Source organism: Porphyromonas uenonis DSM 23387 = JCM 13868, from assembly GCF_000482365.1.
Lineage (GTDB): Bacteria > Bacteroidota > Bacteroidia > Bacteroidales > Porphyromonadaceae > Porphyromonas > Porphyromonas uenonis.
The window spans coordinates 1-17208 of sequence record NZ_AXVC01000027.1; the positions used below are offsets into that span (position 1 = coordinate 1).

The 17208-nt window shown below is 54.4% G+C and carries 13 protein-coding genes and 1 tRNA gene; 10 read left to right on the forward strand and 4 right to left on the reverse strand.

All coding sequences use genetic code 11. From position 1 onward, the window contains the following. Positions 1 to 187 precede the first annotated feature (187 nt). The gene (gene pheS, locus L215_RS0102705) at positions 188 to 1213 is read left to right on the forward strand and encodes a phenylalanine--tRNA ligase subunit alpha (protein ID WP_025884236.1); all 1026 of its coding nucleotides are present in this window, start codon (positions 188 to 190) and stop codon (positions 1211 to 1213) included. Positions 1214 to 1227: 14 nt separating this feature from the next. Continuing rightward, positions 1228 to 1875 (forward strand): endonuclease III, encoded by a 648-nt coding sequence (nth, locus tag L215_RS0102710; RefSeq protein ID WP_025884235.1) that lies wholly within the window; start codon positions 1228 to 1230, stop codon positions 1873 to 1875. 37 nt (positions 1876 to 1912) lie between these two features. On the opposite strand, the gene dnaX is transcribed toward nth, so the two are convergent. The 4 genes from dnaX to L215_RS0102730 all read right to left on the reverse strand — a co-directional run bounded on the left by dnaX (position 1913) and on the right by L215_RS0102730 (position 6188). After that, positions 1913 to 3733, reverse strand: a complete 1821-nt coding sequence (gene dnaX / locus L215_RS0102715; RefSeq protein ID WP_154657835.1) for a DNA polymerase III subunit gamma/tau — start codon at positions 3731 to 3733, stop codon at positions 1913 to 1915. Next, the gene (locus tag L215_RS0102720) at positions 3687 to 4973 is read right to left on the reverse strand and encodes an AI-2E family transporter (RefSeq protein WP_025884231.1); all 1287 of its coding nucleotides are present in this window, start codon (positions 4971 to 4973) and stop codon (positions 3687 to 3689) included. The genes dnaX and L215_RS0102720 overlap by 47 nt, the downstream gene beginning before the upstream one ends. A gap of 166 nt (positions 4974 to 5139) precedes the next feature. Continuing rightward, positions 5140 to 5217: transfer RNA gene (locus tag L215_RS0102725), tRNA-Pro, on the reverse strand. A gap of 86 nt (positions 5218 to 5303) precedes the next feature. Beyond that, the gene (locus tag L215_RS0102730; protein ID WP_027451298.1) at positions 5304 to 6188 is read right to left on the reverse strand and encodes a helix-turn-helix transcriptional regulator; all 885 of its coding nucleotides are present in this window, start codon (positions 6186 to 6188) and stop codon (positions 5304 to 5306) included. Positions 6189 to 6648: 460 nt separating this feature from the next. Between L215_RS0102730 and L215_RS0102735 the strand changes: the two genes are divergently transcribed. The 8 genes from L215_RS0102735 (at position 6649) to L215_RS0102770 (ending at position 17176) form a co-directional block, all read left to right on the forward strand. Further along, positions 6649 to 6849, forward strand: coding sequence for a PspC domain-containing protein (locus tag L215_RS0102735; RefSeq protein ID WP_025884228.1), 201 nt, complete (start codon positions 6649 to 6651; stop codon positions 6847 to 6849). A gap of 27 nt (positions 6850 to 6876) precedes the next feature. Further along, positions 6877 to 7545: a MarR family winged helix-turn-helix transcriptional regulator gene (locus L215_RS0102740; RefSeq protein WP_025884227.1), complete on the forward strand. Its 669-nt coding sequence runs from the start codon at positions 6877 to 6879 to the stop codon at positions 7543 to 7545. A 63-nt stretch (positions 7546 to 7608) separates the two neighbouring features. Next, a complete protein-coding gene (locus L215_RS0102745; RefSeq protein ID WP_025884226.1) occupies positions 7609 to 9420 on the forward strand; it encodes an AMP-dependent synthetase/ligase in 1812 nt (603 codons plus the stop codon). Positions 9421 to 9499: 79 nt separating this feature from the next. After that, a protein-coding gene (gene prfB / locus L215_RS0102750; RefSeq protein ID WP_154657836.1) for a peptide chain release factor 2 occupies positions 9500 to 10622 on the forward strand; the annotation gives its coding sequence in 2 pieces (ribosomal slippage) (positions 9500 to 9562 and positions 9564 to 10622; 1122 coding nt in all). Between the two features lie 15 nt (positions 10623 to 10637). Further along, positions 10638 to 12455: a DNA topoisomerase 3 gene (locus tag L215_RS0102755; RefSeq protein ID WP_027451300.1), complete on the forward strand. Its 1818-nt coding sequence runs from the start codon at positions 10638 to 10640 to the stop codon at positions 12453 to 12455. 748 nt (positions 12456 to 13203) lie between these two features. Continuing rightward, entirely contained in the window at positions 13204 to 14700 is a 1497-nt protein-coding gene (locus L215_RS0102760) for an Mfa1 family fimbria major subunit (protein ID WP_025884118.1), read from the forward strand. 117 nt (positions 14701 to 14817) lie between these two features. After that, entirely contained in the window at positions 14818 to 15813 is a 996-nt protein-coding gene (locus L215_RS0102765) for a FimB/Mfa2 family fimbrial subunit (protein ID WP_081780329.1), read from the forward strand. A 28-nt stretch (positions 15814 to 15841) separates the two neighbouring features. Further along, positions 15842 to 17176 (forward strand): hypothetical protein, encoded by a 1335-nt coding sequence (locus tag L215_RS0102770; protein WP_025884116.1) that lies wholly within the window; start codon positions 15842 to 15844, stop codon positions 17174 to 17176. The last annotated feature ends 32 nt before the right edge of the window (positions 17177 to 17208 follow it).

Genomic DNA, 17208 nt, shown 5'->3' on the forward strand with positions numbered 1-17208 from the left:
CCTCAGCGCCTTGCGCTTCATCCTTTCTGCAAAGTCAAGACAATCTTGCAAGCAAGATTGTGAGACTGTTGACTTTTGCAACAGTCTCACCATAATGTAGCCCATTCGTTGAGAGCTATCTGCGTCACGCTACGCTCATGCGCTAGCTTGACGTGGCGGGTAGCTCTCTTTGTTATATATCCCATCTATGCTTGATCAAATCCAGCAACTACAATCGGCTCTCGCCCACCTCGTAGCCTCTACGCCCGAGGAGGCTGAGCAGCTACGCATAGCTTATCTAGGCAAGAAAGGTCGTATCACTCAGCTCTTTGAGGCGTTTCGCCAGCTTCCCCCTGAGGAAAAGCGCCAACTCGGAGCAGCTCTCAATCAGCTCAAGCAAGAGGCCACTGCACGTATCAAGGAGCTCCTATCCTCTGTCGCTACGCAGTCTGTACAGCAGACGATCGACCTGACCCGTCCTGCGGTGCCTTACCCGCTAGGCTCTCGTCATCCGCTCACACTCATACAGGAGGAGATCTGTAACATCTTCGAGCGCATGGGCTTTAGCATAGCTGAGGGGCCTGAGGTGGAGGATGACTGGCACGTCTTTGAAGCGCTCAACTTCCCGCCAGACCATCCCGCACGAGACATGCAGGACACTTTCTTTGTGGATCACAAGAGCAATATCTTGCTTCGCACCCACACCTCCTCCGTCCAGACGCGCGTCATGAAGAGCCAAGAGCCTCCCATACGCGTCCTCTGCCCTGGGCGTGTCTATCGCAACGAGGCTATATCCGCTCGTGCTCACTGCTTCTTTCACCAGATCGAGGGACTATACATTGATCGCAACGTGAGCTACGCCGACCTGAGAGAGGCGTTGCTCTTCTTCGCTCAGTCGCTTTTTGGCGCTGATACACAGATTCGCTTGCGCCCCTCCTACTTCCCCTTTACCGAGCCGAGCGCTGAGATGGATATCTCTTGCGGGCTGTGCCATGGCGAGGGTTGTGGCTTCTGCAAGCATACTGGATGGGTCGAGATCCTAGGCTGTGGCATGGTCGATCCCAACGTGCTGGAGAATTGTGGCATCGACAGCTCCGTCTACAGTGGCTACGCCTTCGGACTAGGCGTGGAGCGCATTGCCAATCTTAAGTACAATGTGAAGGATCTACGCTACTTCTCGGAAAACAACCTAGACTTCCTCTCGCAGTTTACCGCACACACCACTCCCCTCTAAAGGCTCCTTCGAAAGTGACTCTAGACGAACGCTACGGCTTGGCTCTGGAAGGGCTGACCAAGCTCTACCCCAACGCTGATACGGAGCTTATCTATCACGATCCCTTTAGTCTACTCGTGGCGGTCGTCCTCTCGGCTCAGTGCACCGACAAGCGGGTTAACATGGTTACTCCGCAACTGATGGCGCACTTCCCGACGCCCGAGGCGATGGCGCGCGCCTCGGTCGATGATCTGCTAGCTTTCATGGGGAGTGTGAGCTATCCAAACAATAAGGCGAAGCACCTCATTGGGCTCTCCGAGCGGATCGCTCAGGAGCATCACGGCGTCGTCCCCTCTACGCGTGAAGAGCTAGAGGCGCTCCCAGGCGTAGGGCGCAAGAGTGCCAGCGTGATGCTGGCCGTCTGCTTTGATACGCCAGCGATGCCTGTTGATACGCACGTCTTCCGTGTGGCCAAGCGCATTGGTCTCGCCTCCTCACGAGCCACCACGCCCTTAGCTGTCGAGCAAGCGCTCAGGCGACGCATACCTCGTGAGCAACTCATACGGGCGCATCATCAGCTTATCCTATTAGGCCGTTACATCTGCAAAGCGCGCAAACCGCTCTGCGACGAGTGCACCCTCACCGCCTGCTGTCGCCATTACGCTACAGCTTCGAAAGATTAAGTGACCGGAGGTTTCGGTGTTACGAGCACTTTCTCCGTCACTTGACACGGAGACCGAGTGTTTCCGTTAGGTAGGCGACCTCTTTGTAGTGCTCCTTGTAGTAAGCCGCACGCTCCTGAGCTGTCGAGGCGTGCTGCGTCTGCTCCACAGCTGCGACCTCAGTCGTCAGGGTCAGGTGATCGTTGTGTAGCTTCTCCTTGAGATAGCGTAGCAAAGAACGCTCGATTCGCTCGAACGACTCTAGCTGTATGTTGCTTACGAGTGAGAGCTTCAGCTCATGAGGTGGCTGTAGCTCCGGGGTGACCGTGTGGAGTAGCTGGGAGAGATAAGCCTCCTCCGTGAGCTCCTCGTCAGCGTAGGCGAGCCACCACTTGAGTAGCGCCTCAGGCGTGACAGGCTCGTCACGTTGCTCTGTGGCCGTGGTGGCGCTATCGTCCTCAGCCTTACTGGCAGTGGCTTGTGCGGAGAGGGACTCCTCCGCCTGACGCTTGAGCGCCGATATACGTAGTGAGGAGGCCTTGGGTGTGTACTGCTTTGGTTGGCTAGTGGCTACCTGAGGACTCTTTTTTTTTTCGTCCTGTGTAGACGTAGCTGTAGAAGGCTTAGGCGTAGCCGCAGGAGGCGCCTGATAAGTAGCTTGCGGAGCTTGGACGCTACTTTCTTGTGGTGCTGGAGCTGCTGGTGCTTCTGTCTGGGGAGCGACCGTAGCATTCTTAAAGGCGCCACACATCTCGGAGATCCCCATGAAGGTCAGCTCTACGAGTAGGCGCTTAGCTTGTGACGAGCGGTAGTTACGCTCGCAGGAGACCAACTTAGAGATAGACTTATAGAGAAAGAGCGGATGTATCTGCTGCGCTAGCGTGGCAAAGCGCTCCGCATGTACGCCCGTATAGGGAAAGAGTTGCATCGTCTCCGGGGTGCGAGCTACCAGCAGGTTGCGCATGAAGTCAGCCAAGCCGATGATCAGCTGTCGCATGGCTACTCCCTTGGCTAGGAGCTCGTCGAGGAGTAGGAGCGTGCGCTTGTAGTCACCACTATATAGGTAGGTGGTGAAGTAAAAATAGTACTCGTCGTCTAGTATGTTGAGCGTCTGTAGCGTCTGCTCGTAAGAGATGACACCGTCCTGCGCTGTGCTAGCCAGGCGGTCAAAGAGTGAGAGCGCATCGCGCATACCGCCATCGGCAATGCGTGCGATCGTGTCAAAAGAGCGAGGGTCGTACTGCAACCCCTCCGCATCAGCCACACGGCGTAGCTGCTCTGCGATCTGCTCCGGCGGTATCGGCTTGAAGTCGTACACCTGACAGCGTGAGAGGATCGTGGGGAGTACCTTGTCCTTTTCGGTTGTGGCTAGGATAAAGACTACATAGCCAGGGGGCTCCTCAAGGGTTTTGAGAAAAGCGTTGAAAGCGCCCGACGAGAGCATATGCACCTCATCGATGATGTAGACCTTGTACTTGCCCTGCTGTGGACGTATGTAGACATCCTCGTTGAGACGGCGTATATCGTCGACCGAGTTGTTGGAGGCGGCGTCCAGCTCGTATATGTTGAACGCACGCTGATGCAGAGCAGCCTGACAGTTGGGGCATACGCCACACGCCTCTCCCTGCGGGGTTAGTTGCTCACAATTGATCGTACGGGCTAGGATACGCGCTGCAGACGTCTTGCCCACACCGCGAGGCCCGCAGAAAAGGTATGCGTGAGCTATCTTGCCCTGCTGTATAGCACTCTTGAGCGTGAGACAGATAGCCTCCTGCCCGAGCATCTCGTCGAATGTCTGCGGGCGGTACTTACGCGCTGATACTATAAAGTTGTCACTCATCTCCTTCTGGTTTATCATCGTCCGTATGAGCCTTCTCATAGCGCTCCTGCTCTGACTGGCTTAGGGCTGAGAGTCCGCTGTTCTGTACAATTTGTGAGAGACGCTCGAGCGACTTCGTCTCTTGAAGGTCCGTAGAGGCGGTCGGCTTGGCCTTTGACCCAGGCACGTAGTCGTGACGATAGAGATTGATAAAGAGTACGATCAGGGAGAGTATCAGCGGTCCGAAGATGACTCCCCAGAAGCCAAAGAGCGAGAGCCCGATGAAGACACCGAAGATGGTGATCAGCGGGTGAATGTTTGCCATCTGCTTCTGTAGGAGTAGTCGTGCCACATTGTCCACGCCTCCGATGACGATGAAGCCGTAGAGCGCTAGTAGGATAGCATTGAGCCAGTCTCCGTTGATCCCCATGAAGACCGCTAGTGGAATCCATACGATCATAGTACCTAGCACGGGGATGATCGTCGTAAAGGTCGTCAGTACGGCAAAGAGTAGCGCATTGTTTACCCCAAAGATGAGGTAGCCTATATAGGCAAAGACTCCCTGTACGATCGCTAGGACTGGTATGCCGATAGCATTACTCTTGACGATGCTGACTGTCTCGTTGGTGACTGTCTTTTTATTATCCTCTGTAAAGGGAAGTAGCTCCTCCACGGCTGCCTCAAAATGGTCATAACCTCGTAGCATGAAGTAGAGGAGGAAGAGGATGACAAAAGCGTTTAGGAAGAACGAAGACATCCCCTGTAGCAACCCTTTGACCAAAGTGGTTGAGAAGCTCGTCAGCTTCTGCAGGTTTTCTTCGCTCCATAGTTCTATGCCAAAGCGATCCTCCACCTGCTGGATCATATCTTGCGCCTGCGTCGTCAGTACATTGAGTGACTCTGGATCGAATGTGGAGAAGAGGTCGATGAGCATCAAGACGATCCCCAAGAGTGGTATGAGAAAGAAGAAGATAGCCTCTATGGTCAGTAGCGAAGCGGCCCAGTTGCGTCCCCAGTGCTTGCGCTCCACAAGCCACTTCATCTGACCTCTCAGGAGGACGTAGATGGTTAGGGCTCCCAGCACACCACTCATGTAGGGTAGGGCATGCTTGCCGATTATAAGCATCAAGATGAGGATGAGCGTGATCAGAGAGGTACGAGGCGTCCAGAAGGAAACCTTGTATATAGGCTCTCCGAGCTTCGTGTGGCTGTGCGTGAATTCGTTAGGAGCAGTCTGGCTGGCACCCTTCGTTGCAGACGATGGGGCGTTTGAGTCGTTAGGGGCTTTTCTATCTGACATAGGGCAAGAGTGAGTTTTGGGAAAACTGTCTTGAGAAATAATAGTTAGACGTATCAAGTTTCACCCAAAGGTACGAAAAAAGAAGTTAGAGCTCCTCGCCTTAGACGCAAAAAAGAGAGTGACTCACACGCTGTGTAAGTCACTCTTGATATAGGTCTGACGACCTTGGTCGGGATGACTGGATTCGAACCAGCGACCTCACGCCCCCCAGACGCGCACTCTAACCGGACTGAGCTACATCCCGTATTTCGAGGGGCAAAGGTACAACTTATTTTTGGACTAGCCAAATCTACGGAGCCCCTAGACTGTGTGTCACGACGAGCCTCTCGGCTAGTCGTTTTTGCCACTCCTCTGTAGCAACTCTTCTGGAGAAGCTCCCTCCTGCAAGGTGTGGCGTAGCTCCGAGGGGGAGAGCCCGAAGTTGTTGGAGCAGTAGCGTGAGAAGCTGGACTGTGCGCTGAAGGATAGCTGGCTGGCTATCTCGCCGATGGAGAGATCGTAGTCCTGAATGAGGAAGAGTATCTGCTTATTGCTCTGCATACGTATCCACTGCTCGGGCGAAGTGCCAAACTCCTCTCTAAATCGCTTGTAAAAAGCGGAGGTAGACATATAGACCCGCTCGGCTAGTTCGGAGACCTTTGTATTGCAGGAGAAAGCACTGATCACATCACTATGAAACTTGGACTCTCCTAGGATAGGCCACAAGAAAGTGGCTAGCTCCTCACGGCTATAGTAAGCTCGTAGATTCCAAAAGAGCTCCTTGACCTTGAGCTCGTGGAGGTAGGCGCACAGTGCCTGATCATTGAGGTACACCTTGAGCGTTGTTAGTAGCGAGTGGATAGCCCCACGTATCTCAAGCGGAGCTGGATCGTAGGTCACCTCCAGCTTGAGCTCCTCGAGTTGCTGCAGTGAGATCTTGTCGCATATGAAGTCCACAACGTCAAAGTATGCGTCTAGGAGCTCTCCGTCGGCACTGAAGGTGGCATTTACCGTACTACCACGCGGGATAAACTTCATCTGCCCCTCTCGCAGTTCCCACAGTTCGTCAGATATGGCTAGACGCACCGATCCTCTCGTGCAGAAGAGGATCGAGTGGTATTCAGTCATCCCACGGTAGAATCTTTTGTCAGAGCCATCGACGCGGAGCCACCCATTATTGGCATGTGTTGCGTAGTGGTGGCAGGAGAGATGCTCTGGTGGGTTGAATAGTGTCATAGAGGTCATCTTAGGTTAGTGCTTTGAGCGAGCTAATCTTCCGATGAGGCTCCCCCTGAGAAGCTAGCCCAGCGACTTGAAGTCATCAGCATCGTGACTCACAAGCTTGCCACGTTTCTAGCGACCCACCCCTCCTACTGATCTAGTAAAAAGGGAGCATGCAGGGACGGGCCTCATCCGCTCGCCCAAAAAAAGAACAGCCTGATCCAAAAGGGTACAGACCACCCTTCCTACCTCAAAGGTAGTGAAAACATTTGTAACGACAAATAGGCTGGAGGACGCACGGGGCGAGTAGCCCGTCGTAGGGCTACTCGTCCGATCACTCCGATAGCTCTATTCCCGCTATCTCTAATCTCTCAGCGAAGTCTAGAACTTTTTGTACATTTGTAGGTAGATGAGCGTGGCTTACTAGGACGAGCTACGGCGAAATTGTGAATCAACTTAAGATCATTGCAGTATTATGGAAAACAACAAAAGATTCTACCGCTCTCGTGATGCAAGGATTGGTGGCGTATGCGGAGGCATCGCAAACTACTTCGGATGGGATGCGACAGTCGTGCGAATTATCTACCTATTGCTAACATTCACAACGGCCTTTGCGGGGATTCCCATCTATATCCTCATGTGGATATTCGTCCCGCGGGAGAGGTTTAACAACTAACGAAACCCTTTTGGAGCATAGCACAATATGAGTTACCCATTACTACATGAGTTACTTGACCTAGTTGAGAGGTACGAAGAGTTTCGTGGCAATGCTGAGCAGTCGATGAGCAATTTCCTGCGCTTTGCTGATCAGTCTCTTGAGCAGCAGGCATCCACCGAGGAGTCTAAGACGGGCTCAAAGGGTGATGCCTATCTTAATGCGGTGATAGCACGTGACATAAGCTTCGTATACCGCTACATGCGCTACCTCGTGCGTAAGGCGATCAAGGATACGCCTCTACAGACCATCGATGAGTACTCTTATCTCATCACGCTGATGGCCAAGGGCGAGATGACCAAGACCGAGCTCAACAACTACAACGTCGTCGAGAAGACCTCTGGTAGTGAGATCATACGTCGTCTCCTCAAGAGTGGGCTAATCTCACAAAAGCGTAACATGCAGGACAAGCGTAGTCTGCTCCTCTCGATCACGCCCGAGGGACGCTCCGTGGTCCGGGAGCTACTACCTCGCATGCAGCGGAGTAGCGACCTACTCCTGCGAGACCTCTCGTGGGATCAGAAGATCTTCCTCCATACCCTCCACGAGCAGCTCTACGAGAGCAATCACCCGCTCTTCCTTAACGAGCGAGACACAGAGCTCGATAAGCTACTAGAGAAGGTCCCCATCAAGCACGCCACGCACCCTAACAAGTAGGCTCTAATATCTAACCTCTAACCTCTAACTTCTAATCTCTAACCTCTAACCTCTACCCAACCCATGAATCATCTGAGTGATCTGCTTAAGCTCTTTGCTACCACTTATCGACACAAGACGCTCCTGCGCTTTATGGATCGTACGCCTGAGGAGCGCTGGCATGAGTGGAGTGGCGAGCAGCTAGCCGAGCAGACTATGCTGGCAGCGCAAGCACTCGTACGCGCTGGCGTCAAGCCTGGCGACCGTGTGGCACTCTACACGCAAAACATGATGGAGGGCATCATCACCGAGCTGGGACTGATGGCGATACGGGCTGTCTGCGTACCGCTCTACGCCACTTGCTCGCCAGAGCAGGTAGCCTTCATCACGGAGCATGCTGGGGTCCAGTTGATCCTCGTGGGGGAGCAGTTTCAGTACAACAATGTCTACCCACTCCTGGCGAACCACTCCACACTACGCCAGCTAGTCATACTAGACGAGCGGGTCGTGCGTGATCCCGCAGACGATCGGAGCGAGTACTTTGACACCTTCCTCTCGATGGGTGATGCGATGCCCTACGAGACGGAGGTGCGGGCGCAGCTAGGGGCTGGCACACCCGACGAGACGGCGGTCATCATCTACACCTCAGGTACTACGGGCACGCCAAAGGGGGTGCAGATCACCCATCACATGATCCTCACACAGGTAGAGCGACACCAGAATCTCTTCCCGACGCTGGGAGATCATGATGTCTCGGTCAACTTCCTCCCGCTGAGCCATGTCTTCGAGAAGCTCTGGGTCTACTACTGTCTCGCCACAGGTATCAAAGTGGCGGTCGTGACCAACCCGAAGCGCATCATGGAGCTGATGCCTCAGATACGTCCCACGGTAATGTGCAATGTGCCACGCTACTGGGAGAAGGTCTACCAAGGCGTCCAGGAGCACATCGAGCAGGCGAAGCCTATGATGCAGCGCATCTACAGGGAAGCGCTACGCGTGGGACACAAGTACCATATAGACTATCGCATCCATGGTCGCAAAGCTCCCTGGGGACTGCGCATATCGAATGCTTTCTACCGCTATACGGTCTTCTATATATTGAAGCGTGTGCTAGGCTTGGAGCGCGGTCGCTTCTTCCCGACGGCGGGTGCTCCGCTTTCGAATGAGATCAACGAGTTCTTGCAGTCGGCCGGCTTCAACATCGTCGTCGGCTATGGACTCTCTGAGTCCGCTGCGACAGTTTCCTGTTACCTACCTGGGCGCTATGTCATAGGCTCCGTCGGGGAGGTAGTGCCAGGCGTAGAGGTGCGCATTGACCCTGAGACACAGGAGATACAGTTACGTGGTGATACGATCACGCCGGGCTACTATCACAACGATGAGGCGAATGCAACAGCCTTCACCGAGGACGGCTGGTTCCGCACGGGCGATGCGGGACGACTAGAGGGGCGTACGCTCTATTACACTGAGCGGATCAAAGAGCTCTACAAGACGAGCAACGGTAAGTACATAGCCCCGCAGCAGGTCGAGTCACTCCTGAGTAGCAGTCCACTCATCGAGCAATGCGCCGTGGTGGCTGACCAGAGGAAGTTTGTCGCAGCGCTCATCTATCCCAACTACGAGCAGCTCCGTCGTCGGCTCCGTGAGCGTGGTCAGGAGGCGCTGGCCGACCTTCCCACGGCAGAACTGGCACAGCGTAGCGAGGTGAGCGACATGCTCCTAAGCCATATAGAACCACTGCAGGCGCACCTAGCGGGATTTGAGAAGGTCAAGCGCATTGCGCTACTGGCCGAGCCATTCTCCATTGAGGCGGGTACACTTACACCGACGCTGAAGCTCAAGCGCAAAGCAATCCTCGAGCAGTACGCCGACCTGATCGAAAAGCTGTACCTTTGACCTCCCAATTGACACAATAAATAAAGGAGCGCACGCCACACCTTCGTGGTACATGCGCTCTAGATAGACACATATTATTATGATAACACAGGACCAACTAGCAGAGCTGTTGGAGCGCACGAAGGCGCTGGGGAGGTATCTTTGACATCGACCAGCGACGTGTCCAACTAGAAGAAGAGGAGCTCCGGACACAAGCTCCAGACTTTTGGGATGATGTACCACGCGCCCAGCAGCAGATGCGACGCGTGGGCGAGATACGCTCATGGATCGAAGCTTTTGAGGCGGTCGATGCGGCTACGCAGGAGGTCTCTCTGGCGTACGACTTTTACAAAGAGGAGGCCGTCGAGGAGCAAGATGTGGACGACGCCTATGCGCGTGCTATCAAGCTCGTCGAGGACCTCGAGCTACGCAATATGCTGAGCGCTGAGGAGGATCGCCTAGGTGCTGTCCTCAAGGTCAACGCAGGCGCTGGCGGCACCGAGAGCCAGGACTGGGCCTCCATGCTGGTGCGTATGTACCAGCGCTGGGCGGAGCGCTCGGGCTATAAGGTGACCATCACCAACTGGCAGGACGGCGACGATGCGGGCGTCAAGACGGTCACCATGCAGATCGAGGGCGAGCTGGCTTACGGCTTCCTCAAGAGCGAAAACGGTGTGCACCGCCTCGTACGTGTCTCCCCATACAATGCGCAGGGCAAGCGCATGACCTCCTTTGCCTCGGTCTTTGTCGTACCCCTCGTGGACGACTCGATAGAGGTGGAGGTGAACCCCGGACTACTCTCTTGGGATACTTTCCGATCCAGTGGAGCTGGTGGGCAAAATGTCAACAAAGTGGAGACGGGCGTACGCCTGCACTACCAATACACCGACCCTGACACGGGAGAGACGGAGGAGATCGTCATCGAAAACACCGAGACACGCTCTCAGATGGACAATCGTGAGAACGCTCTGCGCCTCCTACGCTCGCAGCTCTACGACAAGGAGCTGGAGCGTCGTCGTGCGGCTCAGAGCGAGGTCGAGGCGAATAAGAAGAAGATCGAGTGGGGCTCTCAGATACGCAGCTACGTCTTCGACGATCGCCGTGTCAAGGACCACCGTACAGGCTATCAGACTTCCGATGTCAACGGCGTGATGGATGGCGACATTGATGCTTTTATCAAGGCTTACCTGATGCAGACGGGAGCTGGCGCAACTGATGAGTAAGTGACTGACTGACCTATGATCGTCTGCATTGCTGAGAAACCGTCCGTAGCGCGTGACATAGCCAAGATACTTGGAGCCACCGAAGCTCGCTCGGGCTATATCGAGGGCAATGGCTATGCCGTCACTTGGACCTACGGTCACCTCTGCACGCTCAAGGAGCCGGAGGACTACCAGAGCAGTTGGCAGGGGTGGCGCCTCGCTGCGCTACCGATGATCCCGGAGCGCTTCGGCATCAAGCTGATCCACGAGGAGCACATCGAGCGGCAGTTTGCCGTGATCCAGGGGCTGGTCTCACAAGCAGAGCGGGTGATCAACTGCGGCGATGCGGGCCAAGAGGGCGAGCTGATACAGCGCTGGGTGCTTCAACTGGCGGGTTGCACCTGTCCCGTGGAGCGTCTCTGGATCTCCTCGCTGACGGACCAGTCGATCCGCGAGGGTTTTGCCAATCTGCGTCCCAGCAAAGATCTAGACACGCTCTACCATGCCGGCTTAGCACGCGCTATCGGCGATTGGCTCCTAGGGATCAATGGCACTCGTCTCTACACTCTCACAGACCGCTACAGTAGCAGGCAGAGAGGCGTTCGCTCCGTGGGGCGTGTGCAGACGCCGACACTGGCGCTCGTCGTGGATAGACAAGCGGAGATCGAGAGCTTCGTACCGGTCACTACTTACGAGATGCAGACCACCTATCGGGGAACGCTCTTTAGGGCAGACACGACACAGGAAGTCGAGGTGACCTTTGCCGAGCGACAGCAGGCCGAGGAGCTCATCGAGCGGATCGCTAAGGAGCCCCTTGTCGTGCAGGCGGTCGAGCAGAAGAAGTCGACCGAGTACCCGCCACGCCTCTTCGACCTCACCTCCCTACAGGTGGAGGCGAATAAGAAGTTTGGCTTCACGGCCGAGCAGACGCTCCGACTCATACAGTCCCTTTACGAAAAGAAGGTGACCACCTACCCACGTGTCGATACCACCTTCCTCCCCGAAGACCAATACCCCAAGGTAGGAGAGACGCTCCAAGGCATCGCTCGCCACGCTAAGCTCGGGGGCTTCATCGCTCCGCTACTGAGTAGTGGCAAGCCACTGAAGAAGAGCAAGAAAGTCTTTGACAATAAGAAGATCACCGACCACCATGCCATCATCCCGACGGGACAGCTGAGCAGTGGACTCACGCCCGACGAGGAGCAGATCTACCTCCTCGTGGCGCTGCGCTACATCGCTGCTTTCTACCCTGATGCTAAGGTCTCGACGACTACCGTGCGCGCCACCGTCGAGGAGTACCCGCTACGTGCCTCTGGCAAAACGATCCTCGTCGAGGGATGGCGAGAGGTGCTTAAGCCAGACAGTGGCAAAGAGGGCGACGACACCTCGGAGGGTGCTAAAGATAAGGAGCAGACACTGCCCCCCTTCAAGGAAGGCGAGTCAGGGCCCCACGAACCGACGATCCGTGAGAGCACCTCTACACCTCCACGCTACTATACCGAGGCGACCCTCCTACGGGCTATGGAGACAGCGGGCAAGGGGGTCGAAGACGAAGAGCTACGGGATGCCCTCAAGATGAACGGCATCGGTCGCCCCTCCACCCGCGCAGCCATCATCGAGACGCTCTTCAAGCGTGGTTACATAGTCCGTGAGGGCAAGTCGCTACGCGCTACACCGGCCGGCATACAGTTGATCGAGTCCATACAAGACCCGCTCCTCAAGAGCGTCGAGCTGACAGGTCGCTGGGAGCTCAAGCTGCGTCAGATCGAGAGCCGTGAGTACGACCCAGGGCAGTTTCTCAACGAACTCAAAGCACAGGTCACCGCCCTCGTCACCGAGGTGCGCGGCTTCTAGCGGTTGGCCACTCGTCTTGCTGCACTACGACGGACGCCCTCCCGCTAGACACGCTCGTGCGTCCGTACACAGGGCTAGTCGTTTCGTCTAATTTCTAGTCTCTAATTTCTAACGTTTACCTAGCGATCGAATTCCTACCTAGGAATTTGCCAAATAAGTACCTAGGAATTCCCCATTTCCTACCTAGGAAATAAAAAATTCTTCGGAGGAATCAAATGAAACTTCGGAGGAATCAAATCATAAGTCCGAAGAATTTGTCCATTTCCTAGGTAGCAAATCAAAAATATCTACGGAGGAATTTTGCCATTCCCTAGGGGGGGGATTTAGAGGTTAGAGATTAGAGATTAGAGATTAGAAATTAGAGACGAGTAGCCCTGCGTAGGGACGCACGAGACGAGTAACCCTTTGTACGGACGCACGATCTGTGCGTCCGTCCCCGTTAAAGCGTGACGTGTAGCCATATGTACGGACGCACGGTGTGTGTCCCTACAGCGGTTACCCCTCCGATAGCTCCGATAGTTCCGACCCCTCCGATAGCTCCGATCCCTAACCTCTAATCTCTAACCTCTAATCTCTAATCTCTAGCCTCTAATCTCTACCCTCCTCCTCCCCAACTGTTAAAATCGAGCGAGACGCCGAAAATGTCAAACAAAATACCGAAAATGTCAACACGTTATAGCAATTCGCGTCGTACCTTTGCCCCCGTAAGATATTTACTGTATAATCAACTAACCAAACGAATTCAACTATGAAGAAGTTTATTTATGCAACGTTGGCTCTCGCCGCAGTGCTGCTCTTCGCAAGCTGCAAGAACGACAAGAACCAACCAAAGAATGAGGCAGGCGATGCCTATGTCTCATTCACATTCAACCTCCCACAGGGTGGTACAAGAGCTGGTGTGGACGGCAAGAACGCTGGCGACTTCTACGATGGTACTGCTGATGAGCAGGCTATTAAGACGGTCCGCGTCGTACTCTTCGACCCGAGTAGCGAGGTGGTTAAGTACGCCTTTGACTACAACATCACCGCTACTGGTGGCGCTGCCGCTACGGGTGAAATCGCGGGTACTGCTACAGCTGCTAAGTTCACAACCAAGGCTAAGAAGGTCGAGACCCAAGACTATAAGATGCTGGCTATCCTCAACGGAACAGCTGATGTCTTGGCTGCTACTGCAGAGGGTAAGTACCTCAAGGATGCTCAGGCTGTTCTCACTTCTGATGTTAAGACGCTGTCAGGCGATGGTAAGGCTATCATGATGTCTAACGATCGTGGCCTCGTCGATGTTAAGTCTACGAGCATGAAGGAGAAAGACACAGAGGCAGAGGCTGCTCCTGTTACCGTCAACGTAGACCGTATCCTTGCTAAGGTATTCGTAGGTGGTACCCCAGAGTGTAAGAATGGTAAGCTGACCAACATCAAGTGGCAGCTCAACACGACCAACACGAAGACCTTTATCTATCGTCAGTTTGGCAAGATTGCGGCCACGGACTTCCCAGATGAGACTGCTACAGATGCTAGCACACGCTTCAACCGCTATGCTAAGGATCCTAACTATTCTGGCGCATTCAATGCTGCTGACTTCAACTACCTAGAGGGCACACCTGAGATAACTGGTACCTTTGGCTACGATGACGCTAATGGTCAGTACTGCCTTGAGAACACGATGGATGCTGCCTCTCAGAAGGTTCAGCAGACCACCTCATTCATCCTCAGTGGTACTTGGACACCTGAAAACCATGACGGTATCACCTTCACCGAGGGTGAGACTTGGTACGACTGGAAGGGCTGGAGCTTCACAAAGGCTAAGATGGCTGAGTACAAGACTATCCTCGATGATAACACTAACACCAAGCCTGAGATCAATGGTACGCCTAACGGCTTCAAGGCTGCTCTCAAGGCTGCTATTACTGCTGGTCTAGCTGTTAATCCTCAGGGTGATGTTACTACAGCTTCTGGCACGTTCGGAGAAATCGTAGCTTACAAGGGTGGTGTTTGCTACTACCAGACGAACCTAATCCGTCACTTCAACGATACTCTGTCTGGCAAGGAGATGGGTTATGGTCGCTACGGTGTAGTACGTAACAACATCTACAAGATCAACATCAAGGAGATTAAGCACGTAGGTACTCCTACCGTCACACCCGATAAGGATAACCCCAGGAATGATGACCCAAGTATGTCATACATCTCCTTCGACATTAACGTCAATCCTTGGATCGTTCGCACACAGGATATCTCTCTATAATCCTCTCTTACTGCTCCTTGCCAGCAGTCTAAAGTAATGGCATTATCCTATGAGGGGTTGAATGTTCCCCTCATAGGAACTATTCACATAAAAGAGGGCTAAAGCCCCACGTTGACTATGGTACCACACACGTTATCTCGATCGAGACTATTATATATAGGAGTCATGCTCCTGCTGAGCTGGAGCTTCGTCTCTTGTGACAAGTGCATCTACGAGGATCTATCCACCTGTCCTCTCCGGGTGCAGCTACGCTACGATTACAATATGCAGTACGTAGATCGCTGGCATCGCGAGGCCGAGGATGTGCATCTCTACATCTTCGACGAGGCGGGACACTTTGTCTCAGAGATGACCGATGCGGCTGCACCTTACGAGGAGAAGCAGACCTTCGAGCTACAGCTTGCCCCGGGCAACTACACCATCATGGCACTCTGCGGCCACCGTATGGGAACCCTCTATGAGCAGAGCAAGCTACAGACCGGCACCTCAACGATGAAGGATCTGCTCGTACAGATCTCGAGAGCTGAGGACAAGCGGATCGCTGCCGAGCTACCACCACTACTCTATGGCGTCTCTAAGGATGTCCAGGTGCTGGGCGATGGGAGCCGGCTCATCGTCGTCCCGATGGCTAAGTGGACCAACAAGATCCGACTCGTCATGCAGGACCTCTCGGAGGGTGGCAAGTCCAACATCAAACTCGACAACTACGACTTTAAGATCACCGCTCCCAACGGTCGCTACAACGGTGCTGGTGAGGTGCTCACCGACGACATTCTCACCTACACCCCGTACTATGCTGAGCAGGTCAAGGGAACGGGCGGTATCGCTGTCGAGCTTAACACCCTTCGTCTACTGACCAACCAAAAGCAGCGACTCATCATCACCGAGCGCGCTACGGGCAACACACTCCTCAACGTGGATCTGCTATCGTTACTGCTACAGACGAAGTTCTACGCAAACAACAAGCTTTCCGATCAAGAGTTCCTCGATCGTGAGGATCGCTACGCTATCATCTTCGCCTTCGATGGTCGCCCCGTGACACAGGAGACTTTCCTAGCGGTGAACGTGTGGATCAATGGCTGGCTCATCCGTGAGCAAGACTATAATATATAATGTGTCTAACCTCTCGAGCTACAAAGCCATGACGAAATGCAATCTATATAGCATACAAGGAGGCCCCCGCACGATCCTTGCGTGGCTGCTCTCCGCGATGCTCCTGCTGGCTGGTCTGACAGGTCTGACCAGCTGCGTATACGATGACCCCTCCGCCTGTCCCCCAGAGCAGGGAGACTTCTACCTATCGATGAGCGTGGCTCCGCAGTCCACCTTCCGTCAGGGTACGGATCCTCTGCCTGAGCCTGAGCTACAGGCGAAGCTCACCGCTGCGGAGAATAAGGTCAAGTCTGTGCGTGTCCTCATCTTCGACCACGCTACGGGCAAGTGTCTAGTCAACCAAGTCTTAGGAGGCTATACACAGCCAGCAACCGATGGCACGCCTTGGAGCCATCCTGTCCTTATCCCTGGAGATGTAAAGAGCTTTGACTTCTACTTCGTTGCCAATGAGGCGTCGAAGACTTACAACCTAACGACAGCCCTGCAGGGTGTCTCCGAGCGGGGGCACCTCTACTTCCGTCCCGAACTGACGAAGATACCCTGGCAGCCGGAGTTCATGCCTAAGCTAGCGGAGGGTGGCAGCGGTGAGGAGGACCTCATCCCGATGACCGCCATCTGCTCTAACGTCTCTCTCGATGATATCAAGCAAATGCTCGGTCAGGGCACCAAGCAGGATCCCTACCGCTTCCTCGCAAAGAACGGGAAGCGTCGCCACGTACGTCTGACCCGTGTGCTAGCTCGTGTCGATATTACGATCCCCAACGTGATCGCCAACAAAGTGCTGGGCGACCCAACTTCGGATCAGGTGCTCGTGCTGGACTATATAGATGACTTTGAGATGGCACTGTACAATGTGCCACGCTACTTCTCCCTCTTCGCCTCTCGTTACTACGACGAGAACCAGTGGACCACGACGCTCTACAGTCCCATCAGCAATAACTACTACACCAATCCTCAGGACGGACAGGACTGCTACTATCTAGAGCGAGACAAGGACAAGGTGCAGCGCAATATGGCTAGCACCGCAAGCGCCGGTCACGCTATCGGCGAGCTCAGAACGTCCGACTACTACACGACGATCTATGTGCCAGAGTTCATCCGTCCGACGAGTGCCGATGCGGGACTAACGTCCGACCAGCTGGCAGCGATGCAGCTCAGGCTCACCTTCAAGGTCAATGGTTGGGACCCCCAGCGCCGCACTGGCTATCAATTTGGCAAGCACCCGATCGAAGACAACAAGCTTAACGAACGTGTCTCAGAAGAGACCGGTCAGCTTGCGGCAAATAATAAGGACGTGAGCAAGTACTCCGTCATCCGCAATACGTGGTACAGAATCAAGATTACACAGCGAGAAGACCTCTAGTCGCGTGCCTCGGCACTTCTCACTTTTCCCCT